Below are 18,579 nucleotides of genomic sequence, written 5' to 3' on the forward strand. Positions count from 1 at the left end.
ACCGACCTACCACTGACACCACCTCAACGAGGAGACACACATGACTGTACGCATCGGACTCATCGGCGCCGGCGGTATGGGCCGCGCCCACCTTGCCCGCATCGCGGGTGTCCTGTCCGGCGGCGAGATCGTCGCCGTGGCCGACATCAACCACGAGGCCGCGGTCTCGGCCGCGCAGCCCTACGGAGCCAAGGCCTACGACAGCGCCGACGAGCTCATCAACGACCCGAACGTCGACGCCGTCCTCATCGCCACCTTCGGCAAGGTCCACGCCCCCGACGTCATCAAGGCCATCGAGGCCGGCAAGTACGTCCTGTGCGAGAAGCCCCTGGCCACCACCGCCGAGGACTGCATCGCCATCATGGAGGCCGAGCAGAAGGCCGGCAAGAAGCTCGTCACCGTGGGCTTCATGCGCCGCTTCGACGCCGCCTACAACGAGATGAAGAAGGTTCTCGACGACGGCGACAACGGCCAAGCTCTCCTGGTCCACAACCGCCATCGCAACCCCACCGTGCCGGAGTCCTACACCTCGCGCATGGCCATCGACGACACAGCGATCCACGAGATCGACACGATGCGCTGGCTCCTGGGTGAGGAGATCGTCAAGGTGCGCGTCGAGCGCCCCAGGTCTACCACCCACCGCTTCGACCACCTCATCGACCCGGTCGTTGTCGTCATGTACACCGAGTCCGGCGTGCGCATCGACGACGAGGTCAACGTCAACCTGCAGTACGCCTACTCCATCGAGTGCGAGCTCGTGCTGGAGACCGCCGCGGTGAGGCTGGGAGACCAGGAGAGGATCCACATCCGCGATATCCACGGCAACCGCAACGCCATGTGTCAGTCGCACATCGACCGCTTCGAGGACGCCTTCAACCGCGAGGTGCAGGAGTGGATCCACGCCGTGGCCCGCGACGAGCACACCGGCTCGACCTCCTGGGACGGCTACGCGGCCACCTCCGTGGTCGACGCGGCGGTCGCCTCGCTGGAGGACGAGTCCTCGCCGATGGTCGACGTCACGCTCATCGACAAGCCCGCCTTCTACGCCTGAAGTCTCCCGTCATCGTCCTCGCCGATGCGGCCGCCTGCTGGAGCGCTCGCGATTGCTGCGTGTTCGCAAGTGCTCCGGGGTCGCTCCCGGGGACAGTGACGGGTCCTGCCCGCCGTACTCGCCCCGGGGCCTGAGCCCCGCCTCCCGGGACGAGGACTCCTCGGCGGCAGAACGGCGTGCTCCCGCCACGCCGTCGAAGGATCTGAAAATACCCGCCCCAACCACTTCCCCAGACGCAATTGTCATGACATTATGGGGGTGCCGACAGGGATGTCGGCGCCCGAGAGGAGACCTCCTTGGTAGACATCGCCCTTGACCCGAACATGTACTACCGCACCATGTCCACGGTGCGCACGCTCTACAAGGCCGCTGAGCTGGGCTTTGAGCACGTCGAGCTCTCACCCAACGCGGACTTCCACTTCTGGCACCACCGCCCCGCCGCAGACGACGCCTTCGTCGCCGAGCTCAACAAGGCCCAGAAGGATACGGGCGTCAAGGTGCGCACCCTCAACCCGGTCTTCAACTGGTCCTCGCCCGACGAGGAGGAGCGGCGCGCCCAGGTGTCCAACTGGCGCCGTCTGCTCGAGCTCGCCGACCAGATCGACGTCCGGGAGATCACCTCCGAGTTCTCCGGCGACCGCAACCAGGCCCGCCGCAGCGAGGAGCAGTGGTTCCGCTCCATCGAGGAGCTTATCCCCGACTTCGAGCGCTACGGCATCCGCCTCAACATGGAGGCCCACCCCTACGACTTCGTCGAGCTGCACGACCCCGCCCTGAACCTCGTGCGCGCGGTCAACAAGGATTGGATCGGCTACGAGTTCTGCTGCCCCCACGCCTTCCACCTCTCCGACGGTGCCGGCGACGTCGAGCGCATGATCCGCACCGCCCACGAGGCCGGCAAGCTGCGTGAGGTCCACATTGCCGACGGCTTCAACCACCGCGCCAACGACGGCAACCGCTACATCGTCAACCCGCCCGGCGCCGACGTCACCGTCCACCAGCACAACGAGGTCGGCAACGGCGAGGTCGACTGGGACGCCGTCTTCTCCACGCTGCGCGACATCGGCTTCGACGGCGTGCTCTCCGTGTGCGTCTTCGGCTGGCACGAGCACGCCGACGACATCAACCGTCGAGTGCTGGCCAGGCTCCGCGAGGAGCTCGGCTGACCCTCATCGGTCCTCGCCACCCCCGATGAGGGCCGCTCACGCTGCCGGCTCCCGCCCCTGCGCTGCGGGGCGGTGACCGGCGGACCGGACAACCGCTCCACCCAGCAGCGCTCTCTTTCGCCTCCGCCAACGATGGCAGACGACCCAAGGAGTTCCTTCATGTCCACATCACCCACTTCTGCGGCGCAGTACACGCCGGAGAGGATCCAGGAGCTGGTTGACCAGACCCCCGCGTCGGGTCCGAAGCGCTCGCTGGGACTCATCGCCCTGGTTGCCACCCTCGGCTCGCTGCTCTTCGGCTATGACACCGGAGTGATCTCGGCCGCGCTGCCGTACATGTATCTGCCGCACGACGCCAGTGGCCTTCAGATCAACTCAGTGGAGGAGGGTCTCGTAGGGACCTTCCTGTGCCTGGGTGCCGCGCTGGGGGCCTCAGTCGGCGGCAAGCTCTCCGACAAGTACGGGCGTCGTCACAACATCACGCTCCTGGCAGCGGTCTTCTTCTTCGGCGCGCTGGGGTGCACCTTCTCCCCGAACATCTGGGTCCTCTATTTCTTCCGCATCGTCCTGGGCTTCGCCGTCGGTGGCGCCTCGGCGACGGTTCCGGTCTTCCTCGGTGAGACGGCTCCCAAGCGCATCCGTGGAACGCTCGTGGCCGTGGACCAGATGATGATCGTCTTCGGTCAGTTCCTCGCCTTCTCGATGAACGCGGTCCTGACTCAGATCCACGGCGGACCGGAGGTCACGGTCGCCAACGACGTCGTCAACAGCTCCGGTGAGGTTGTCGCCAAGGCTGGCGAGACCGTTTCCTGGGAGTCGGTCCAGCACCTGGCCAACGTCGTCGTCGAGTCCGGTAACGGCACGACCTGGCGCTACATGCTTGTGCTGGCCTCACTGCCGGCCATAGCGCTGTGGATCGGTATCCGCCTCATGCCGGAGTCCTCACGCTGGTACGTCGCCAACCTGCGCATCGCCGAGGCCATCGGCTCCCTCAAACGGGTGCGTGACGAGTCCAAGGATGGCTCCATCGCCGACGAGGTCGACGAGATGCTCGAGGTCCAGCGCAAGGAGGCCGGCCAGGAGAAGTGGGGCCTGGCGCAGATCATGGGCGTCAAGTGGACCCGGCACCTGCTCATCATCGGCATCATCCTGGGCCTGGCCGACCAGCTCACCGGCATCAACACGGCCATGTACTACACGCCCAAGGTGCTCTCCGCGGCCGGCCTGCCCATGAGCGACGCGATCTCCCTCAATGTCGTCTCCGGATTCATCTCCTTCGTGGGGTCGGCCGTGGGGCTGTGGCTGGTCACCAAGTTCGCCCGGCGGCACGTGGGCATCTACCAGGAGGCCAGCATCGTGGTCTCCCTGGGCCTCCTGGCCGCGGTCTTCTTCTTCCTCATCCAGCCCTACCAGGACGCCGACGGCAACATCAAGGGTGCCCCCGCCTTCGCCCCTTACCTGGTGCTGCTCATCGTCTCCCTGTTCGTCTTCGCCAAGCAGTCCGGAACGGTCACCTGGGTCCTCGTGGCGGAGATCTTCCCCGCCAAGGTTCGCGGCACGGCCATGGGGCTGGCGGTCGGCGCTCTGTGGATCGCCAACGCGATCGTCGCCCTGGTCTTCCCCATCATGATGGAGAAGCTCGGGGGAGCGGGCACCTACCTCATCTTCTGCCTCATCAACGTATTCTCCCTCGTCTTCTACATGAAGTACGTGCCCGAGACGAAGTACCACTCCCTGGAGGAGCTCGAGGAACGCTTCGAGAAGGAGTACAGCTGAGGCCTTGGAGTGAGAGGCTGCGGCAGTGGCTGGTGGAGCCGAACCGGACGGATTGAATCGACTGTCAGGCTCTGACGCACTGTTGCAGTTCCCCTCCCGGCCTTTCCCTGATCAGGCAACTCCCCTTCCCAACTGAGCCCAACACATTTCTGCCGCCCATGACGTACACGGTGACCGGTCCATGAACCCGCATCCGCCGCGCAGCGCGCCACCCGCTCCGCTCCGCCTCAGCCTGTACGCCTGGGCGGCAGGCCTGTTCCTCGGCGCCCTGGAAGGGGCGCTGGCCATCGGGGTCGCCGGCGCGCGCGGCAGCGCTCTGCCCCTGGTCGGCGCCGTTGCTGCGGCGATGGTGCTGGGGACCGTCACCGGCCGCCCTCTTGCCCGGTACCTGGGGCGACGGCGAATGGGACTGCTCATGGGCGCTCTGGCAGTGCTGGGCGCCGGGGTCGCAGCCGGGCTCGGCGGCGTCGGCCTGATCGGGGCGGGCCTGGTGGGCCTAGCGGTGGGCGGGGTACTCGTCGTGGCGCCACTGGTCTGCCACGAGCTCTCCCTGAGGGGACACAAGCGACTCATGCCGCAGGCCATGGCCCTCGGCCCGGCCGGGGCCGGCATCGTGGTTCTGGCGGCCTGGTGGAGTCCCTCGCGGCTCCTCATCGCCTGGGTGGTGGTCGCCGTCGCCGCGCTGGCGTACCTGGTCGGTGCCCTGCTCCTGCCCGAGAGCCCGGTCTGGCTGGTGCGGCAGGGACGCGACGTCGAGGCCTTCGAGGCGCTGCGCCGCCTGCACGGGACCCTGGAGGCCTCCGTGGCCATCGACTGGACCCGCCTGGATGCGGAGATGATGGCCGAGCAGCAGGCCATGTCTCCCGGCGAGCTGCGGGTGCCCGAGGTGCGTGCCGCCGTGCTCACTGGCGCCGTCCTCATCATCGCCCAGGAGGCGCCCCTGGGGGCGGCGGCCCTGGTCCTCGCCCCACTGATCGCCACCGAGCTCGGGCTCGCACCCGCTGCGATCGCCATAAGCGCCGGGACCTGGATGGGACTGGCACTCCTTGCCCTGGCGCTGGTGACCCGGGTCGAGCGGCTGCGATTCCTGCGGGTGGTGCTGGGAACGGTCGTCGCCGTCCTGGGGGCCACCTTCCTGGTGACCGGCATGACTCTCGGGGGCGTGGGCGGCGCCTGGACGATCATCGTCTCCCTGGCGATCCTGGTCGCCAGCCAGTCGGTGCTGGTCCTGCCGGCCTGTCAGGGGGCGATCGACCCGCGGATCCCGCCCTGGCTGGTGGAGGCGCAGCGGCGCGCCTCGGCGACCGGAGGGGTCCTGGCGCGTGCCGGAGTCCTCCTGGCCTCACTGCTCATCGTGAGCTACCTCGGGGCCCGCGCCCTGTTCTGGGTGGTCTTCACGCTGTCGGTGCTCAGCGTCGCCGTCGTGCTCCTGCGCCTGCCGCGCGAGCTGAAGGTCTAGGGGAGTGCGAGCGCGGGGCAGTTTTGGGAACAGCGTCGCGCATCCGACTTCAGGCCTATGATTTGTCAGGACAAATATCGTATGGTGGGGGCGTGGCCATAAGGAGGCCACTCGGCGGCCCGACGTCGTCGACACCTGACAGAGAGGCACCTGAGCATGACGAGCAATGAGGCAGTCCAGGCCTCACAGACAACCGTGTCCATCCCTGAGACCATGAAGGCCGCGGTCCTGCGGGACCACGAGGTCGGCCTGCAGATCGAGACCCTGCGCACCCCCCGGCCCAAGGCCGGCGAGGTCCTCATCAAGGTGGCCGCCTGCGGACTGTGCCACTCCGACCTCCACGTCATCGGCGGCGCCATCGCCTTCCCGCTGCCGGCGGTGCTCGGCCACGAGGTCTCCGGCACCATCGTGGAGCTCGGCCCCGGCAACGAGCACACCGGCTTGACGGTCGGGCAGAAGGTGGCCGGCGGCTTCCTCATGCCCTGCGGCCAGTGCGACGCCTGTGCCTCGGGGCGCGACGAGCTGTGCGGCCCCTTCTTCGACCTCAACCGCCTCAAGGGCGTCCTCTACGACGGCACCACCCGCCTGGCGACCCTCGACGGCGAGCCGGTGGCCATGTACTCCATGGGCGGTCTGGCCGAGTATGCGGTCATCCCCTCCACCGCCGTGGCCCCCGTGCCCGACACCATCGACATGGTGCCGGCGGCCATCCTGGGCTGTGCCGCCATGACCGGTTACGGGGCCGTGCGCCGCGGCGCCGACCTGCGCTACGGGGAGACCGTCGCCGTGGTCGCCACCGGCGGCGTGGGCACCAACATCGTCCAGATCGCCCGGGCCTTCGGCGCCAGCCAGGTCATCGCCATCGACGTCGATGACGACAAGCTCGCCCCCATGCTCGACTACGGGGCCACGGCCGTGGTCAACTCCGTCACCCAGGACGCCCGCGAGGAGGTCTTCCGGCTCACCGGCGGCAAGGGTGTCGACGTCTCCTTCGAGGCGCTGGGCATCCCCGCCACCTGGACCACCGCCTTGGACGTGCTGGCCGATGGTGGCCGCATGGTGCCGATCGGCCTGGGGGCCGGCGTGCAGACCGCCGGGGTGGAGATCAACCGCACGGTGCGCCGCTCGCAGTCGATCCTCGGCTCCTATGGGGCGCGCACCCGCCAGGACCTGCCGGCCGTCGTCGACCTGGCCGACAAGGGCGTCATCAACTACCGCGATGTCGTCTCGCGCCGCCTGCCGCTGGAGGAGGCCGGCGCTGGCTACACCGCGCTGCGCAACCGCGAGATCCAGGGGCGCGCTGTCGTCGACATGTCGCTGTGATCCCAGCCGGTCAGCCCCGGTTGTCGGGGCTTGACCGCGCCCCCTCATCCTCGCGCCTCCTGCTCGGGCCCTGCCGGCTTGAGCAGGAGGCGCAATGCTACTCCGAGCCGAGGTCGGACATGCTCCGTATCCAAATCGGTGACAAAGGAGCCCATGGTCCGAACAGACCGTCACCGGAACCGCGGAATCATGCGGTTTCTTATTGGCGCTGCGAGCCTGGGGCCCTCCTTTGTATCCGATTTGGACATCTTGGGTGTCGCTGCGGTGCGTCACAGGCCGCGGAGGGGCGCTGACTGACTAGTGTGACCATCGCAAGGAGCGAAGGAGGAGTCCTGTATGTCCACTGAGCTGGAGCGCACTTTGGAGCGCAACAAGGAGAACGTCAAGGCCTTCTACGACCTGATGTTCAATCAGTGCCGGCCGAGGGAGGCGCTGGAGCGATACGCCGGCGAGGAGTACCGGCAGCACAACACTCATGTGGCCGACGGCAAGGAGGCCTTCGTCGAGTACTTTGAGCGGATGGCTCGCGACTACCCTGGCAAGAGCGTGGAGTTCGTGCGTGCTTTCGCCGAGGGGGACTACGTCATCCTGCACTGCCACCAGCGGTGGCCGGGGTCGGAGGACTACGCGGGCATCGACATCTTCCGTCTCGATGAGCGCGGCCGGATCGTGGAGCACTGGGACGTGCTCCAGGTGATCCCGGAGACCTCTGCCAACGACAACGGCATGTTCTGACTCCGGCGCGTCAGCTCTGCGCCAGAGTTTTCCATGCCTCGATACTGGCGGCGATGTCCCCGGGGACGGCGATGGAGCGCTGCGTAATCTGTCGGGGGATTTCCGGCTCCTGGTTGAGGGTGGCGAAGACGGCCGAGGAATTGGCGTAGGTCCGCTGCCAGAACGGGAACTTGATGAGTGAGGGCGTGTTCCACCCCACCCCGATCTCCAGGTAGAGGACCCGATCCGACTCGTGCTCGGACAGGAACCGGCGGTATCGCTCAGCAGCGTCGTGCCACTGCTCGTCCTCCACGAAGGTGCCGTCCACCCGCAGGTTCATCGCCGCAGGTTCCTTGCACCTGGGGCATACGGGCAACAACGATGATGGAATGCGCAGGTCCCGCTGCCGCTCCACCATCTCTCGCACGGCCGACTCGTTGGACCACGTCCCGGCGTAGCAGGGGACGGAACACTGCCACAGTCCATAGTCGCCCTGAGTGGCGAAGACGAGCGACTCGTCGAAGCCGTTGCGGGCGAAGGCGTGGTCGACGTTCGTGGTGATGACGAAGTAGTCCGTGTCCACCAAACCATTCAGGATGGCCCTCAGGTCCTGGTAGAGGGGGAGGATGGGCTCGTCGTAGCGGTTGGCCATGATGTGCCGGGACCAGTACGCCCACCGGTGCTCCGGCGTTGGGAAGGGGTAGAACCCGGAGGAGTACATGTCTCTCAGGCCGAACTGCTCGATGAAGTCAGGGAAGAGGCGTGTGAATCGGGGGCCTGAGTAGGACAGACCTGCTGCGGCCGACAGTCCCGACCCGGCACCGAGAACGACGGCGTCGGCCTGGGAGGCTGCGTCGGCTAGACGCCGGATCGCCTCTGAGCTCTCAGCGGTCAGGGTCGAGGAGGTCGCGGTAGATCGATTCGTCGATTGGATCGAAGACATTGAAGACCACCTTTGTCAGTGACTGGAAACGGGGGAGCAGCTCGCGGACGGTGCGGACCGCGACGGCGGCGGCCTCGGCCTTGGGGTAGCCGAAGATACCGGTGGAGATGCAGCACAGCGCGATGCTGGTGGCCCGCAGATCCTCGGCAGCGAGCAGGCAGGAACGGTAGGAGGAGGCCAGGAGCGCCTCGTGCTCAGCGGTTGGCTTGCCTTGCACGATCGGCCCGACGGTGTGGATGACGTGGGCGGCTGGCAGGTGGTAGCCGCCGGTCACGGTTGCCGTGCCGGTGGGTTCGGGACGGCCTCGAGCGGCCATGATGTCTGCGCATTCCTGGCGTAGTCCGGGGCCGGCGGCCGAGTGGATGGCATTGTCGATGCAGGCGTGCAGCGGCTGGAAGCATCCGAGGAGAGCGGAGTTCGCCGCGTTGACGATCGCATCGGCCCGGATCGTTGTGATGTCGCCGCGCCACAGAGACAGGCGCGGGTCCACCTCCGTTCCCGGCAGGCTGAGGGCGTCAACGGTTTCTCGCTCGGCCGCCTCGGCAGCCAGGAGCCGCTCCAGTGAACAGTTCAGCTCAGGGGATAGTGGAATGGCGGGTCGCATGGCGAGCAGGGCCCGCAGTGCCAGTCGGCGCCGACCAGGGTCGCCGGCCGAGACGGTGTCCAGGAGCTGCTGGCCGTTGGGCTGTTCCTGAAGCAGGAGGGCCAGCGATGTATCAACGAGGGTGCTGCGCTGAGACTGCGTCAATGGACCTGGAGACATATGATCCTCTCTACCGATGACGGGTGAGATACTTAGTTACTATTGGATAGTAGGTGTTAGACAGAAACCCAGGAAGGTGGATGTCGCGTGGCGTCCGTCATGGAGCGCTCAGCCGTCGCTGCGTCGACAGGCAGTGACGTGTGCCTGCGACGGGGGTGCTTCTGGGGTGTGAGAAGAGGGGCGCCGCCTGTACGGTGCCCCTCGGTTTGCCATGGCTGCGCGGGCTTCCTTGGCCGCGCAGCCTCGTTATTTCTGCGCCCTTGCTGGGCTGGGTCCGAGTCCTGCGTTGCTTGTGGTGCGTGGTCCGGATCCGGTGGAGCTCCAGTGAGCTCGTTGGAGTCGTCTACGCTCAGCGGGCCTCGAGGAGGTTGATGCCGGTGTAGATGCCCACGCCCATGGTGATCGCGGCCAGGACGGAGGAGGCGAACATGAGGGTCGGGATGCCGGTGACGGCGCCGACAACGGCCATGACCATGACGGCGACCATGACGGCGATCATGGCGACGGTGAAGGTGAGGCGGTTGGCGTCGGTCTGCGTGCCGGTGGTCGCCTGGGTGGCGGTGGTGGAAGCAGCGGTCTCGACGGTCTGGGTGGGGCGCTCGGTGGTGGTGGCGGTCATGTGAGTGTTCCTCTCGGTGCGTGTCGAGCAGATCCGCCTGACCGTGAGTCGTGCGTCCCTGCACGACGGTGTGCAGCCCGTGGGCTGGACGGAGGTTTCTCCGTCACGTAGAACTCTAGGAAACCGCCACCTAATTGTCTAGACAAAGGATCGTGACGTGTGTTGCGCCGATGGTTCGTGGAACACAGGGCGTCGCGGGGAGAGGGGACGCTCTTAGAGGGGCGTGCCCGAACGCGGCGTCATGGAGGGGATTCCCCGTCCTGGTAGGGCGTTGAGGATATCAACGTCACGCTGGTTTTGATACGGGAGCGCGACCTGTGCGGCAGAAGTGCGGCATCAACCACTGGTCTAGTCATCCTGTGGTGGCGGGTAGCGCCGAGAGGCGTCGTCGTTGCCGGCCAGCAGGGCGGAAGGCGGCGGGATGCCGCCCCGGCTATTCTGTTCCGGTGACGACCAGCCAGACTTCTTCCAGCGCCGTCGGCCCCGTCCTCGTGGTGGACTTCGGCGCCCAGTACGCCCAGCTCATCGCCCGCCGCGTGCGCGAGGCCGGTGTCTACTCCGAGATCGTGCCCCACTCCATGGATGCTGCCGCCATGCTGAACAAGCAGCCGTCGGCCATCATCCTCTCCGGTGGCCCCTCCTCGGTCTACGCTGACGGCGCCCCTTCCGTTGACCCGGCCCTCTTCGACGCCGGAGTGCCGGTCCTGGGGATCTGCTACGGATTCCAGGCCATGGCTCAGGCTCTGGGCGGAACGGTCGGACGCACTGGCACCCGCGAGTACGGGCACACTCCCGCCCGCGTGGAGGAGGGTTCCTGCCTGTTTGACGGCACCCCGGACGATCAGGTGGTGTGGATGAGTCACGGTGACGCGGTCCAGGCCGCTCCCGAGGGTTTCACGGTCACCGCCTCCACCTCCCAGACGCCGGTGGCCGCTTTCGAGAACCCTGGCCGCCGCCTCTACGGGTTGCAGTGGCACCCCGAGGTCCTCCACTCCGAGCACGGGCAGGCGGCCCTGGTCAACTTCCTGCACAAGGAGGCGGGACTGCCGGCCACCTGGACGCCGGACAACATCATTGACGAGCAGGTGGCCCGTATCCGCGAGCAGGTGGGCGACGCCCACGTCATCTGTGGCCTGAGCGGGGGAGTGGATTCCTCTGTGGCCGCCGCCCTCGTCCACCGTGCCATCGGTGACCAGCTCACCTGCATCTTCGTCGACCACGGCCTGCTGCGCGCCGGCGAGCGCGAACAGGTCGAGCACGACTACGCCGAGGGCATGGGCATTCGCGTCATCACGGTTGACGAGACCGAGCGCTTCCTGAGCGCCCTGGCCGGAGTCACCGAGCCGGAGGCCAAGCGCAAGATCATCGGCCGGGAGTTCATCCGCTCTTTCGAGGCCGCCCAGCGCCGGGTCATCGAGGCCGTCGGGGCCGAGGGCGGCGAGATCCGCTTCCTGGTCCAGGGGACCCTGTATCCCGACGTCGTCGAGTCCGGCGGGGGAGAGGGTGCCGCCAACATCAAGAGCCACCACAATGTGGGTGGCCTGCCCGAGGACCTCGACTTCGAGCTCATCGAGCCGCTGCGCGAGCTGTTCAAGGATGAGGTGCGTGCCATCGGCCGCGAGCTGGGCGTGCCGGAGAAGATCGTCGCTCGTCAGCCCTTCCCTGGACCGGGGCTGGGCATTCGCGTCATCGGCGAGGTGACGGCCGAGAACCTGCGTGTGTTGCGGGCCGCAGACGCCATCGCCCGTGAGGAGCTCACCGCCGCCGGGCTCGACGACGAGATCTGGCAGTGCCCGGTGGTGCTGCTGGCCGACGTGCGCTCCGTGGGGGTGCAGGGCGACGGGCGCACCTACGGTCACCCCATTGTTCTGCGGCCGGTCAGCAGCGAGGACGCCATGACGGCGGACTGGACCCGCCTGCCTTACGACGTCTTGGCGCGCATCTCCAACCGGATCACCAACTCTGTGCCGGAGGTCAACCGGGTGGTGCTCGACTGCACGAGCAAGCCCCCGGGCACCATCGAGTGGGAGTGACGGGCGAGTCGGCACGACTGACCGTCGCCTGCTGGGCCCCGCCGGTGCAATGCGCCGGCGGGGCCTTGCTGTGCTCGTTGGTGAGCGCGAGCGGGGGGTGTCTACCGGTCCCGCTTGGCTGGCTGGGATCTGCAGATGTGCGGGGCGGCTGCGGGCAGATGGGGTGCTGGGGGTCGGCCCTGCCATCGAGGACTGCGATTCTCGTCGAGGACGTACGTATCCCCCAGATGACTGGGATTCCCCCGCAGTGGTCTGGAGGAGAAGTCAGTCCTCGTAGAGAAAGTACGTCCCCGATCCGGTGAGACCTGGATGTGGGCGGTGACTGAGCGAGCCGCGGGGGTGGGGGTGCTCCTCTCAGGGTCAGAAGAGGCTTTGTGAAATCACTGCTAGGTCAATAAAATATGCGACTTTCGTGCTTTGGAAAGAGACAAAAGTAGAGATAATTTGAAGGGTTGAATGATTATTGAATTCCATCTCTCCCGAAGGGGATGGCAGTGCTACGATCGCGTCCATAAAGCACGTCAATGGAGGTATAGAAGTGTCTGCCCCAGCAGGTTGGTATGACGATGGATCGGGTCAGCAACGATGGTGGGATGGTCGCGCATGGGGCGTCTACGCGCAGGACGTCTCCTCTGTCCAGCTGGAGGCTCGTCCCTCGGGGACTGGTCAGGAGGTTCCTCCGACTGGGCATCTTGTAAAGAGTTCAGGGATGTTCAATGCGCTGGGGCGAGCGGTCAAAGGTGCTGCCCAGGAGCAATGGGCGGCAAGTCAGCGGAGGCACCGAGAGCACGAAGAGCGAGAGGAGGAACAGCGTCGGCGGTATGAGGAGCGGATACAGGAAGAACGTCGTCGGCGAGAGGAGCTTGCAAGAAAGGTCGGGCGCCGAGTCACTGGGGGAGTGTTCGGGACGTCGACGATTGAGATATACGAGAATGGATACGTTCGCGTGGCCGGTCCTGGTGATGGAACGACCGTCAGATCCATCAGGGAATCAACGCCATATGAGAGACTGATGTCAATTTCGATGGAGCGTTCCGCGGGTGGTGTGTCGTCGAGTGTCGCGTCTGGGGCGGAAGCCGTTGCGATGGCTGGTACTGCGGTGAGGCTGGTTTCGACTGTTGCTAAAGGAGGGTCGGGGCTTATGAAGATGTCTGGTGGTTTAGGTCTTGCTGTCACTGGTGCAGGTCAACTCGCCAAAATGATGACAGGAAAGTCTATTCTGACGATTGTGACCGACAAAAAAATACACACTTTGACAAATCAAGTAAAAACAGTCGGTGCTCCCATCGTTAAAAGAGAGTGTGAAAGTGTGGGCGAAGCCCTGGAACGTGCGGGCAACTCGGTGCTGACCGCCCTGGGGCGTGGGCCTGTGGTGTCGAACGCTCCTGCTCTTCCCTCCGGTCAGGCCGAGGTTTCTCAGGGAATGAGTTCTCCTGGCATGTCTACTGAAGATGTCGCGAAACGTCTACGTGAGTTGGATGAGTTGCGCAAGGAAGGCATTCTGGATGATGCCGACTTCGTCATCGCCAAGCGTCAGTTGCTGGGGAAGCTCTAGGAGGCTTATTCACGGGGCTTAGTCGACGCTGGCGTCTGCGCAGGTTACAGTACCTTCAACGGATGCTGTGAATATGCCTCTAGGGCTGTTGTTGTGCGCCGTCGTTGACCAACTTGCAGAACGGTCTCCTTGCGCTGAGCCCAGGCCTGTCCGTGTCCGTCGAGGACTGCGATTCTCGCCGAGGACGTACGTATCCCCCAGATGACTGGGATTCCCCCGCAGTGGTCTGGAGGAGAAGTCAGTCCTCGTACAGGAAGGACGTCCCCGATCCGGTGAGACCTGGATGCGGGGCGGCGATTGCGTGACTATAGGAATGTTGGGTGCTTGTCTGAGTGTCGGCTGGAGCTTTGAAAAATCGCCGACAGATCGATAGTGGTTTACAGGTCCTGTGTTTCGATGGAGGTTGAGTCTGGGGTGAATGAATGTTGGCGCCGACTTCTTTTGGGGTTCGCAATAGTTCTGTGACCGCGCCGTCAAGGCCGAGTAGTGAATGTGCGTAAATGTCTGTCCTGGCGGATAGTGCGATGCTGCTGATGGTCGCGATGATGTTAAGTTTCATTCGGAAGGTTAGTGGCCGTTTTGGAATGTGCTAATTCTGAATTCTGTGCTTCTGTGCATGCTGTCTGGGTGTTGCTCTGACTACGATGAGCGGTGCAGCGGGTGTCGCTGCATTCGTTTGTCTCGTTTCGACATACTGTCGAATATCAGGAGCCACAATGTCGTACCCTCCTCAGTCCACCCCTCCTCAGCAGTACCCGCCTCAAGATCAGGTTCCTGTGCCGATGCAGCAAGCACCTGCGCCGGTGAAGAAGGGGCGCAACACCGTGGGCATCGTTGCTCTGGTGATGGCTGTCATCGGGTTCATCTTCGCCTGCATCCCTGGAGCCCTCATCGTCGGCTGGATCCTGCTGCCAATCTCCTTCATCGTCGGTTTGGTAGGACTCTTCCGAAAGGGTGAGGCCGTTTGGCCTGCAATCACCGCGGTGATCGTCTCGGTTGTCGGAACCATCGTCGGTGTTTTCGTCTTCCTGGTGGTTGTCGGCAACGCTGTCGATGAGGCGATGTCCTCCACGAGCGCCGTCTCTGCGGCACCGGCTCCCGATGGGGCGTCGTCGAACTCAGGAGGATCGGGTGCTGCGGACTCCGCACAGGGAAAGACTCGGGAGAACCCCTACCCGCTCCGTACCGAGATCTCCAGCAAGGACTGGAAAGTGGTGATCAACTCGGTCACCTTCAACGCTAACGATGCGGTGGCCTCGGCTAACCAGTTCAACGAGCCTCCCGCTGAAGGGAAGGAATACGTTCTCATCAACTACACCGCTACCTACATCGGCAACGACCCAGCCGGAGAAACGCCCGCCTTTGTACTGGTCGACTTCGTGACAGCGGAAGGTGTCACCATTGACGGTGCCGACTCCCTCGTCGCCGCCCCGGATGCCATCGACTCTACGACAGTGCTGTACAAGGGGGCCAGCGTGTCAGGCAACGTTGTGCGCGCGGTGCCGTCGGCCAACGCCCAGGGCGGGGTCCTTGCGGTGACCCCCGGTCTTCTGGCCGACAAGGTCTTCGTCGCCGTGAAGTGACGACGGCGGCGCGAACCCGCAGAGCCTGACAGCGGGGCCGGCCACCACCTGGTGACCGGCCCCAACGTCGTATGGGACGGGTGCGCCAGCGTCCTACAGGGCCGACCGGGCCCGGGCGCGTCCCACGGCCACGGCGACGGAGAAGACCGCGACGGCGAACAAGGCGCAGATCCCGCAGTCCACCAGCAGGGGGCAAATGACGGCGGCGGACATGGAGGTCGCCTCGTACGCCCCGGAGATCGCCTGGTCCGCCCAGTAACCGGGCGTGAGCCTAGCCGCCCGGGCGAGCGCGTCAGGCAGCCACTCGATGGGCACCCATGCACCGCCCAGGAAGGACAGGGCCATGCCGCCGATGTTGGCGACCGCGTTGGCCGCGTGCTGCCCCAGACCTATCTGCCCCATGAGGAATCCGATCGAGACCGCCACGAGCGTGTAGCTGCCCACGGCCACAGCAACCACCCCCAGCAGCGGAGCCGACGTCGCCGCACTGCCCAGGCCGAAGGCCGCCACTCCCAGCCCGAAGACCCACAGCCACCCGGCGAGGCCCACGACGAGGCACGCCCCCAGCAGGCCGAGGCTGCGGGAAGTGCCGCTGACCGGGGTGGCCTCGAGGCGTGCGCGCACCGCCCGGCGCCTCAGCGCCGCCATCAGTGTGGAGATCGTGACGACCGCGAAGGCCATGAGCGGGTAGAAGGAGAACCTGGCGTAGGTGACGAAGCTGTGAGACAGGGGCGTGGCGTCCGGGGTGATCCGTTTCGCGGGGGCGGAGTGGTTCATCGTCTCCTTGGCCAGGGAGACGGCCCGGGCCGGGTCGTCCGCGAGAGTCGACAGGTAGTCGCTGACCTGCCCCACGTAGGAGTCGGTGCGCACGTTCATGAGCGCTCCGGACGCCGACTCGTACCCGATGACCGTGTCCATGCGGGGCGGCTCGGTGCCCTCGCGAGCCGCCTGCTGCAGCCTGTGCCCGTAACCGGCGGGAATGATGAGGATGTAGCTGATGCGGTTCTGTGCGGTGGCGTCCTGAAGGGCCCTCCTGGAGTCCTCAATCGGCTGCGCCTCGCCGACGGACTCGACGTAGTCCTTGACCCCGCGGGAGATCGTGGAGCCGTCGCGGTCGATGACGGCCACACTCGCCGTGGCGGCCGCGACCTCATCGGAGTTGTCCTCGGACTTGACCATCCCGGTGAACAGGCCGAACAGGCTCAGCACCACCAGGTAGATGAAGATGTACAGCCGGTGAGCGGCCACAACTCTCACACATGTCTTAAAGGTGCTCATGGGTCATCCTCCTGGCCCGGATCAGGGCGATAGTCAGGAACAGGCACGTCATGCCCAGCAGGACCGCGCAGCTGCGGGCGAAGGGCGCCAGGGAGTCGTAGTACAGGAGCCCGTAGAAGCAGCGGGCCGTCTGCCACAGGGGATTGGCCTGCGCCAGCAGCGGGGCATGCTGCTCGATGGAGCTGGCCAGGGACAGGGACGCGGGCCCGTACATGCCGGTGAACAAGGACAGCAGGGCCGGGAAGCCGGAGACTATCCCGGTCTCCAGGCGACCCAGCGTCCCCAGGGCGGCTCCCGCTGCGCTCGCCATGAGGCTGCAGACCCCGATCGCCATGAGGCACAGCAGCACATGGGGCCCGAAGTCCACGCCCACGACCGAGGCCATGAAGGCGAAGGCGATGAGCAGGCAGGCGAACACGCACACCCAGGAGGCCGCGAGCGTGGCCGTCAGGACCTTCCACCGGGGCAGGCCCGCCAGGGTCTGCCTGGCGCCCACCGGTGAGACGGCCATGATTCCCTTCACGGCCACCATGGCCACGGTCGTTCCCATGCCGCAGGCGAAGGCCAGCAGCGCGAAGTAGTAGTGGGTCTCCGGCTTGACGGGGGAGGGCGTCACCGAGATCGAGCGGGTGAAGGCCTGATCGGTTTCCAGCGCGGCCAGCTTCTCGGGAGCCGCCCCCGCCTTGGCTAGGGCCACGTACTCGGCCTGCCTCTGGGTGTAGGAGTCCATGACCACTCGCAGGACCCGAGTCGTCTCGGCCTCGTTGCCCTGCTGAGTCACGTGCAGCACAGGCTGGTCGCCCTCGACGGCGAGATACCCGTTGGTCTCTCCCCGCTTCGCGGCGGTCTCGGCCTGCGCGACCGTGGAGTGGGTGACCTTCGTGAGGAGGTGAGGATCGGCGTCGTCGGAGGAGATGCGCTCCACGACGGCGTCCAGCCCCGGAGCGGTCCGGTAGGCCTCATCCTGGACGACGCCGAAGCTCATGGGGGTGGCTTCGAAGGCTTTCTCCAGGTTGGAGAACATCGCCATGAAGATGAGGGACAGGACGATGGGGAAGCCGAGCGTCCATACGAGTAGGACGCGGTCTCGCAGGAGCCTGAGCACTTGGTACAGGAAGACGGTCAACATCTCAGGCCGCCTCGTCTCGCAGGGCCCGCCCGGTGATCTCCAGGAAGACGTCGTTGAGGGTCGGGGGCTCGGAGGTCACCCGGCCGCAGGTTGCCTCCGCCGCGTCCAGTGCCCTCATGACATCGGTGAGGTTGTGAGCCCCGGGGGAGCACTCGATGAGCACCTCACCGTCCTGGTAGGCGGCCGTGCGCACATGCTCCAGGCGGCGCAGGCCCTCCAGGGCATCCTCGCCCAGCGGGGCGGGGTCAACGACTTCCACCCGGATGCGCTCACCGGTGCCGATCATGGCCTTGAGCTCGTCGGAGGTACCGGAGGCCACCTGACGGCCGCGGTCCATAATGACGATCCGGTCGCACAGCTGCTCCACCTCCTCCATGTAGTGGCTCGTGTAGATGATGGTGGCACCACGCTCGTTGAGACGCTTGATGCCCTCGAGGATGGCGCCCCGGCTCTGCGGGTCGACGGCGACCGTGGGCTCATCGAGGAAGATGAGGTCGGGGCCGTGGGCGATGCCGCAGGCGATGTTGAGGCGTCGCAGCAGGCCGCCGGAGAGTTTCTTGGGCTTGAACCTCACGAACTTCTCCAGGCCGACGAAGGCGATCGCCTCGGCCACCAGGCGGCGCCTCTCGGCGCGGTCGCGCACGTAGAGGGCGCAGAAGGCGTTGACGTTCTCCGCCACCGTGAGCTCATCGAAGACGGCGACATCCTGAGGCACCACGCCGATGCGACGCTTGAGACCGTAGGAGGTGGGCGTCATCGGCTCACCGAAGACGCGGATCGAGCCTTTGTCGTAGGTGAGCAGCTGCAGGATGCAGCTGATCGTCGTCGTCTTGCCCGAGCCGTTGGGGCCGAGCAGCCCCAGCACCTGACCACGCGGGATCGTCAGAGACAGGCCATCAACCGCGACCAGCTCCCCATAGCGCTTGACCAGGGAGTCGACCTCCACTGCCAGGCCCGCCTCGTGGTTCTCATCCTCGCCGTCCATCTCGGCTCCTTCCTTCGCCGCCTTCGTTGTGCCGGTGGTCCCCGGCTCATGACATCCATGGTCCCGGGGCGCGGGGGTGGCCAGAAGTGCCTGGTGTCATGACTATGGCCGGCCCCCCATGACTTCTGTCATGAGGACCCGCAACGAGTCTCTCGACGGCATTCCGCGCCCACGAGCGCCGGCCCTCGACCGATAATCAAGG

At 65.9% G+C, this 18,579-nt stretch carries 15 protein-coding genes; 9 read left to right on the top strand and 6 right to left on the bottom strand.

Annotated features, from left to right (window positions below; genetic code table 11):
• Nucleotides 1-40 precede the first annotated feature (40 nt).
• The 6 genes from RIV14_RS00670 (at nt 41) to RIV14_RS00695 (ending at nt 7,510) form a co-directional block, all read left to right on the top strand.
• Nucleotides 41-1,051, top strand: coding sequence for a Gfo/Idh/MocA family protein (locus tag RIV14_RS00670; RefSeq protein ID WP_075371610.1), 1,011 nt, complete (start codon nt 41-43; stop codon nt 1,049-1,051).
• Nucleotides 1,052-1,347: 296 nt separating this feature from the next.
• Nucleotides 1,348-2,217, top strand: coding sequence for a sugar phosphate isomerase/epimerase family protein (locus tag RIV14_RS00675; RefSeq protein WP_075371611.1), 870 nt, complete (start codon nt 1,348-1,350; stop codon nt 2,215-2,217).
• A gap of 159 nt (nt 2,218-2,376) precedes the next feature.
• Nucleotides 2,377-3,993, top strand: a complete 1,617-nt coding sequence (locus tag RIV14_RS00680; protein WP_075371612.1) for an MFS transporter — start codon at nt 2,377-2,379, stop codon at nt 3,991-3,993.
• A 181-nt stretch (nt 3,994-4,174) separates the two neighbouring features.
• A complete protein-coding gene (locus tag RIV14_RS00685; protein ID WP_075371613.1) occupies nt 4,175-5,452 on the top strand; it encodes an MFS transporter in 1,278 nt (425 codons plus the stop codon).
• 156 nt (nt 5,453-5,608) lie between these two features.
• The gene (locus RIV14_RS00690; protein WP_070661268.1) at nt 5,609-6,775 is read left to right on the top strand and encodes a zinc-binding dehydrogenase; all 1,167 of its coding nucleotides are present in this window, start codon (nt 5,609-5,611) and stop codon (nt 6,773-6,775) included.
• Between the two features lie 336 nt (nt 6,776-7,111).
• Nucleotides 7,112-7,510, top strand: coding sequence for a nuclear transport factor 2 family protein (locus RIV14_RS00695; protein ID WP_075371614.1), 399 nt, complete (start codon nt 7,112-7,114; stop codon nt 7,508-7,510).
• Nucleotides 7,511-7,520: 10 nt separating this feature from the next.
• On the opposite strand, the gene RIV14_RS00700 is transcribed toward RIV14_RS00695, so the two are convergent.
• The 3 genes from RIV14_RS00700 to RIV14_RS00710 all read right to left on the bottom strand — a co-directional run bounded on the left by RIV14_RS00700 (nt 7,521) and on the right by RIV14_RS00710 (nt 9,814).
• Nucleotides 7,521-8,432: an SIR2 family NAD-dependent protein deacylase gene (locus RIV14_RS00700; RefSeq protein ID WP_081381774.1), complete on the bottom strand. Its 912-nt coding sequence runs from the start codon at nt 8,430-8,432 to the stop codon at nt 7,521-7,523.
• Nucleotides 8,374-9,180, bottom strand: a complete 807-nt coding sequence (locus tag RIV14_RS00705; RefSeq protein WP_256698936.1) for a protein-ADP-ribose hydrolase — start codon at nt 9,178-9,180, stop codon at nt 8,374-8,376. Before RIV14_RS00705 ends, RIV14_RS00700 begins: the two co-directional genes overlap by 59 nt.
• Nucleotides 9,181-9,544: 364 nt before the next feature.
• Entirely contained in the window at nt 9,545-9,814 is a 270-nt protein-coding gene (locus RIV14_RS00710) for a hypothetical protein (RefSeq protein ID WP_070661265.1), read from the bottom strand.
• Nucleotides 9,815-10,260: 446 nt separating this feature from the next.
• Between RIV14_RS00710 and guaA the strand changes: the two genes are divergently transcribed.
• The 3 genes from guaA (at nt 10,261) to RIV14_RS00725 (ending at nt 14,985) form a co-directional block, all read left to right on the top strand.
• On the top strand, nt 10,261-11,847 hold the full coding sequence (gene guaA / locus RIV14_RS00715; RefSeq protein ID WP_075371616.1) for a glutamine-hydrolyzing GMP synthase: 1,587 nt from the start codon (nt 10,261-10,263) through the stop codon (nt 11,845-11,847).
• A gap of 1,141 nt (nt 11,848-12,988) precedes the next feature.
• Entirely contained in the window at nt 12,989-13,402 is a 414-nt protein-coding gene (locus RIV14_RS00720) for an SHOCT domain-containing protein (RefSeq protein WP_256698974.1), read from the top strand.
• Between the two features lie 716 nt (nt 13,403-14,118).
• On the top strand, nt 14,119-14,985 hold the full coding sequence (locus RIV14_RS00725) for a hypothetical protein (protein WP_075371618.1): 867 nt from the start codon (nt 14,119-14,121) through the stop codon (nt 14,983-14,985).
• A 93-nt stretch (nt 14,986-15,078) separates the two neighbouring features.
• On the opposite strand, the gene RIV14_RS00730 is transcribed toward RIV14_RS00725, so the two are convergent.
• The 3 genes from RIV14_RS00730 to RIV14_RS00740 are packed head-to-tail and all read right to left on the bottom strand — an operon-like array spanning nt 15,079 to nt 18,377.
• A complete protein-coding gene (locus RIV14_RS00730) occupies nt 15,079-16,263 on the bottom strand; it encodes an ABC transporter permease (protein WP_256698940.1) in 1,185 nt (394 codons plus the stop codon).
• Nucleotides 16,250-17,392, bottom strand: a complete 1,143-nt coding sequence (locus RIV14_RS00735) for an ABC transporter permease (protein ID WP_075371620.1) — start codon at nt 17,390-17,392, stop codon at nt 16,250-16,252. Before RIV14_RS00735 ends, RIV14_RS00730 begins: the two co-directional genes overlap by 14 nt.
• Before the next feature lies 1 nt (nt 17,393).
• Nucleotides 17,394-18,377 (bottom strand): ABC transporter ATP-binding protein, encoded by a 984-nt coding sequence (locus tag RIV14_RS00740; protein WP_075371621.1) that lies wholly within the window; start codon nt 18,375-18,377, stop codon nt 17,394-17,396.
• Between the last annotated feature and the right edge of the window lie 202 nt (nt 18,378-18,579).

It is taken from the genome of Actinomyces acetigenes, assembly GCF_031296635.1.
Taxonomy (GTDB): domain Bacteria; phylum Actinomycetota; class Actinomycetes; order Actinomycetales; family Actinomycetaceae; genus Actinomyces; species Actinomyces acetigenes.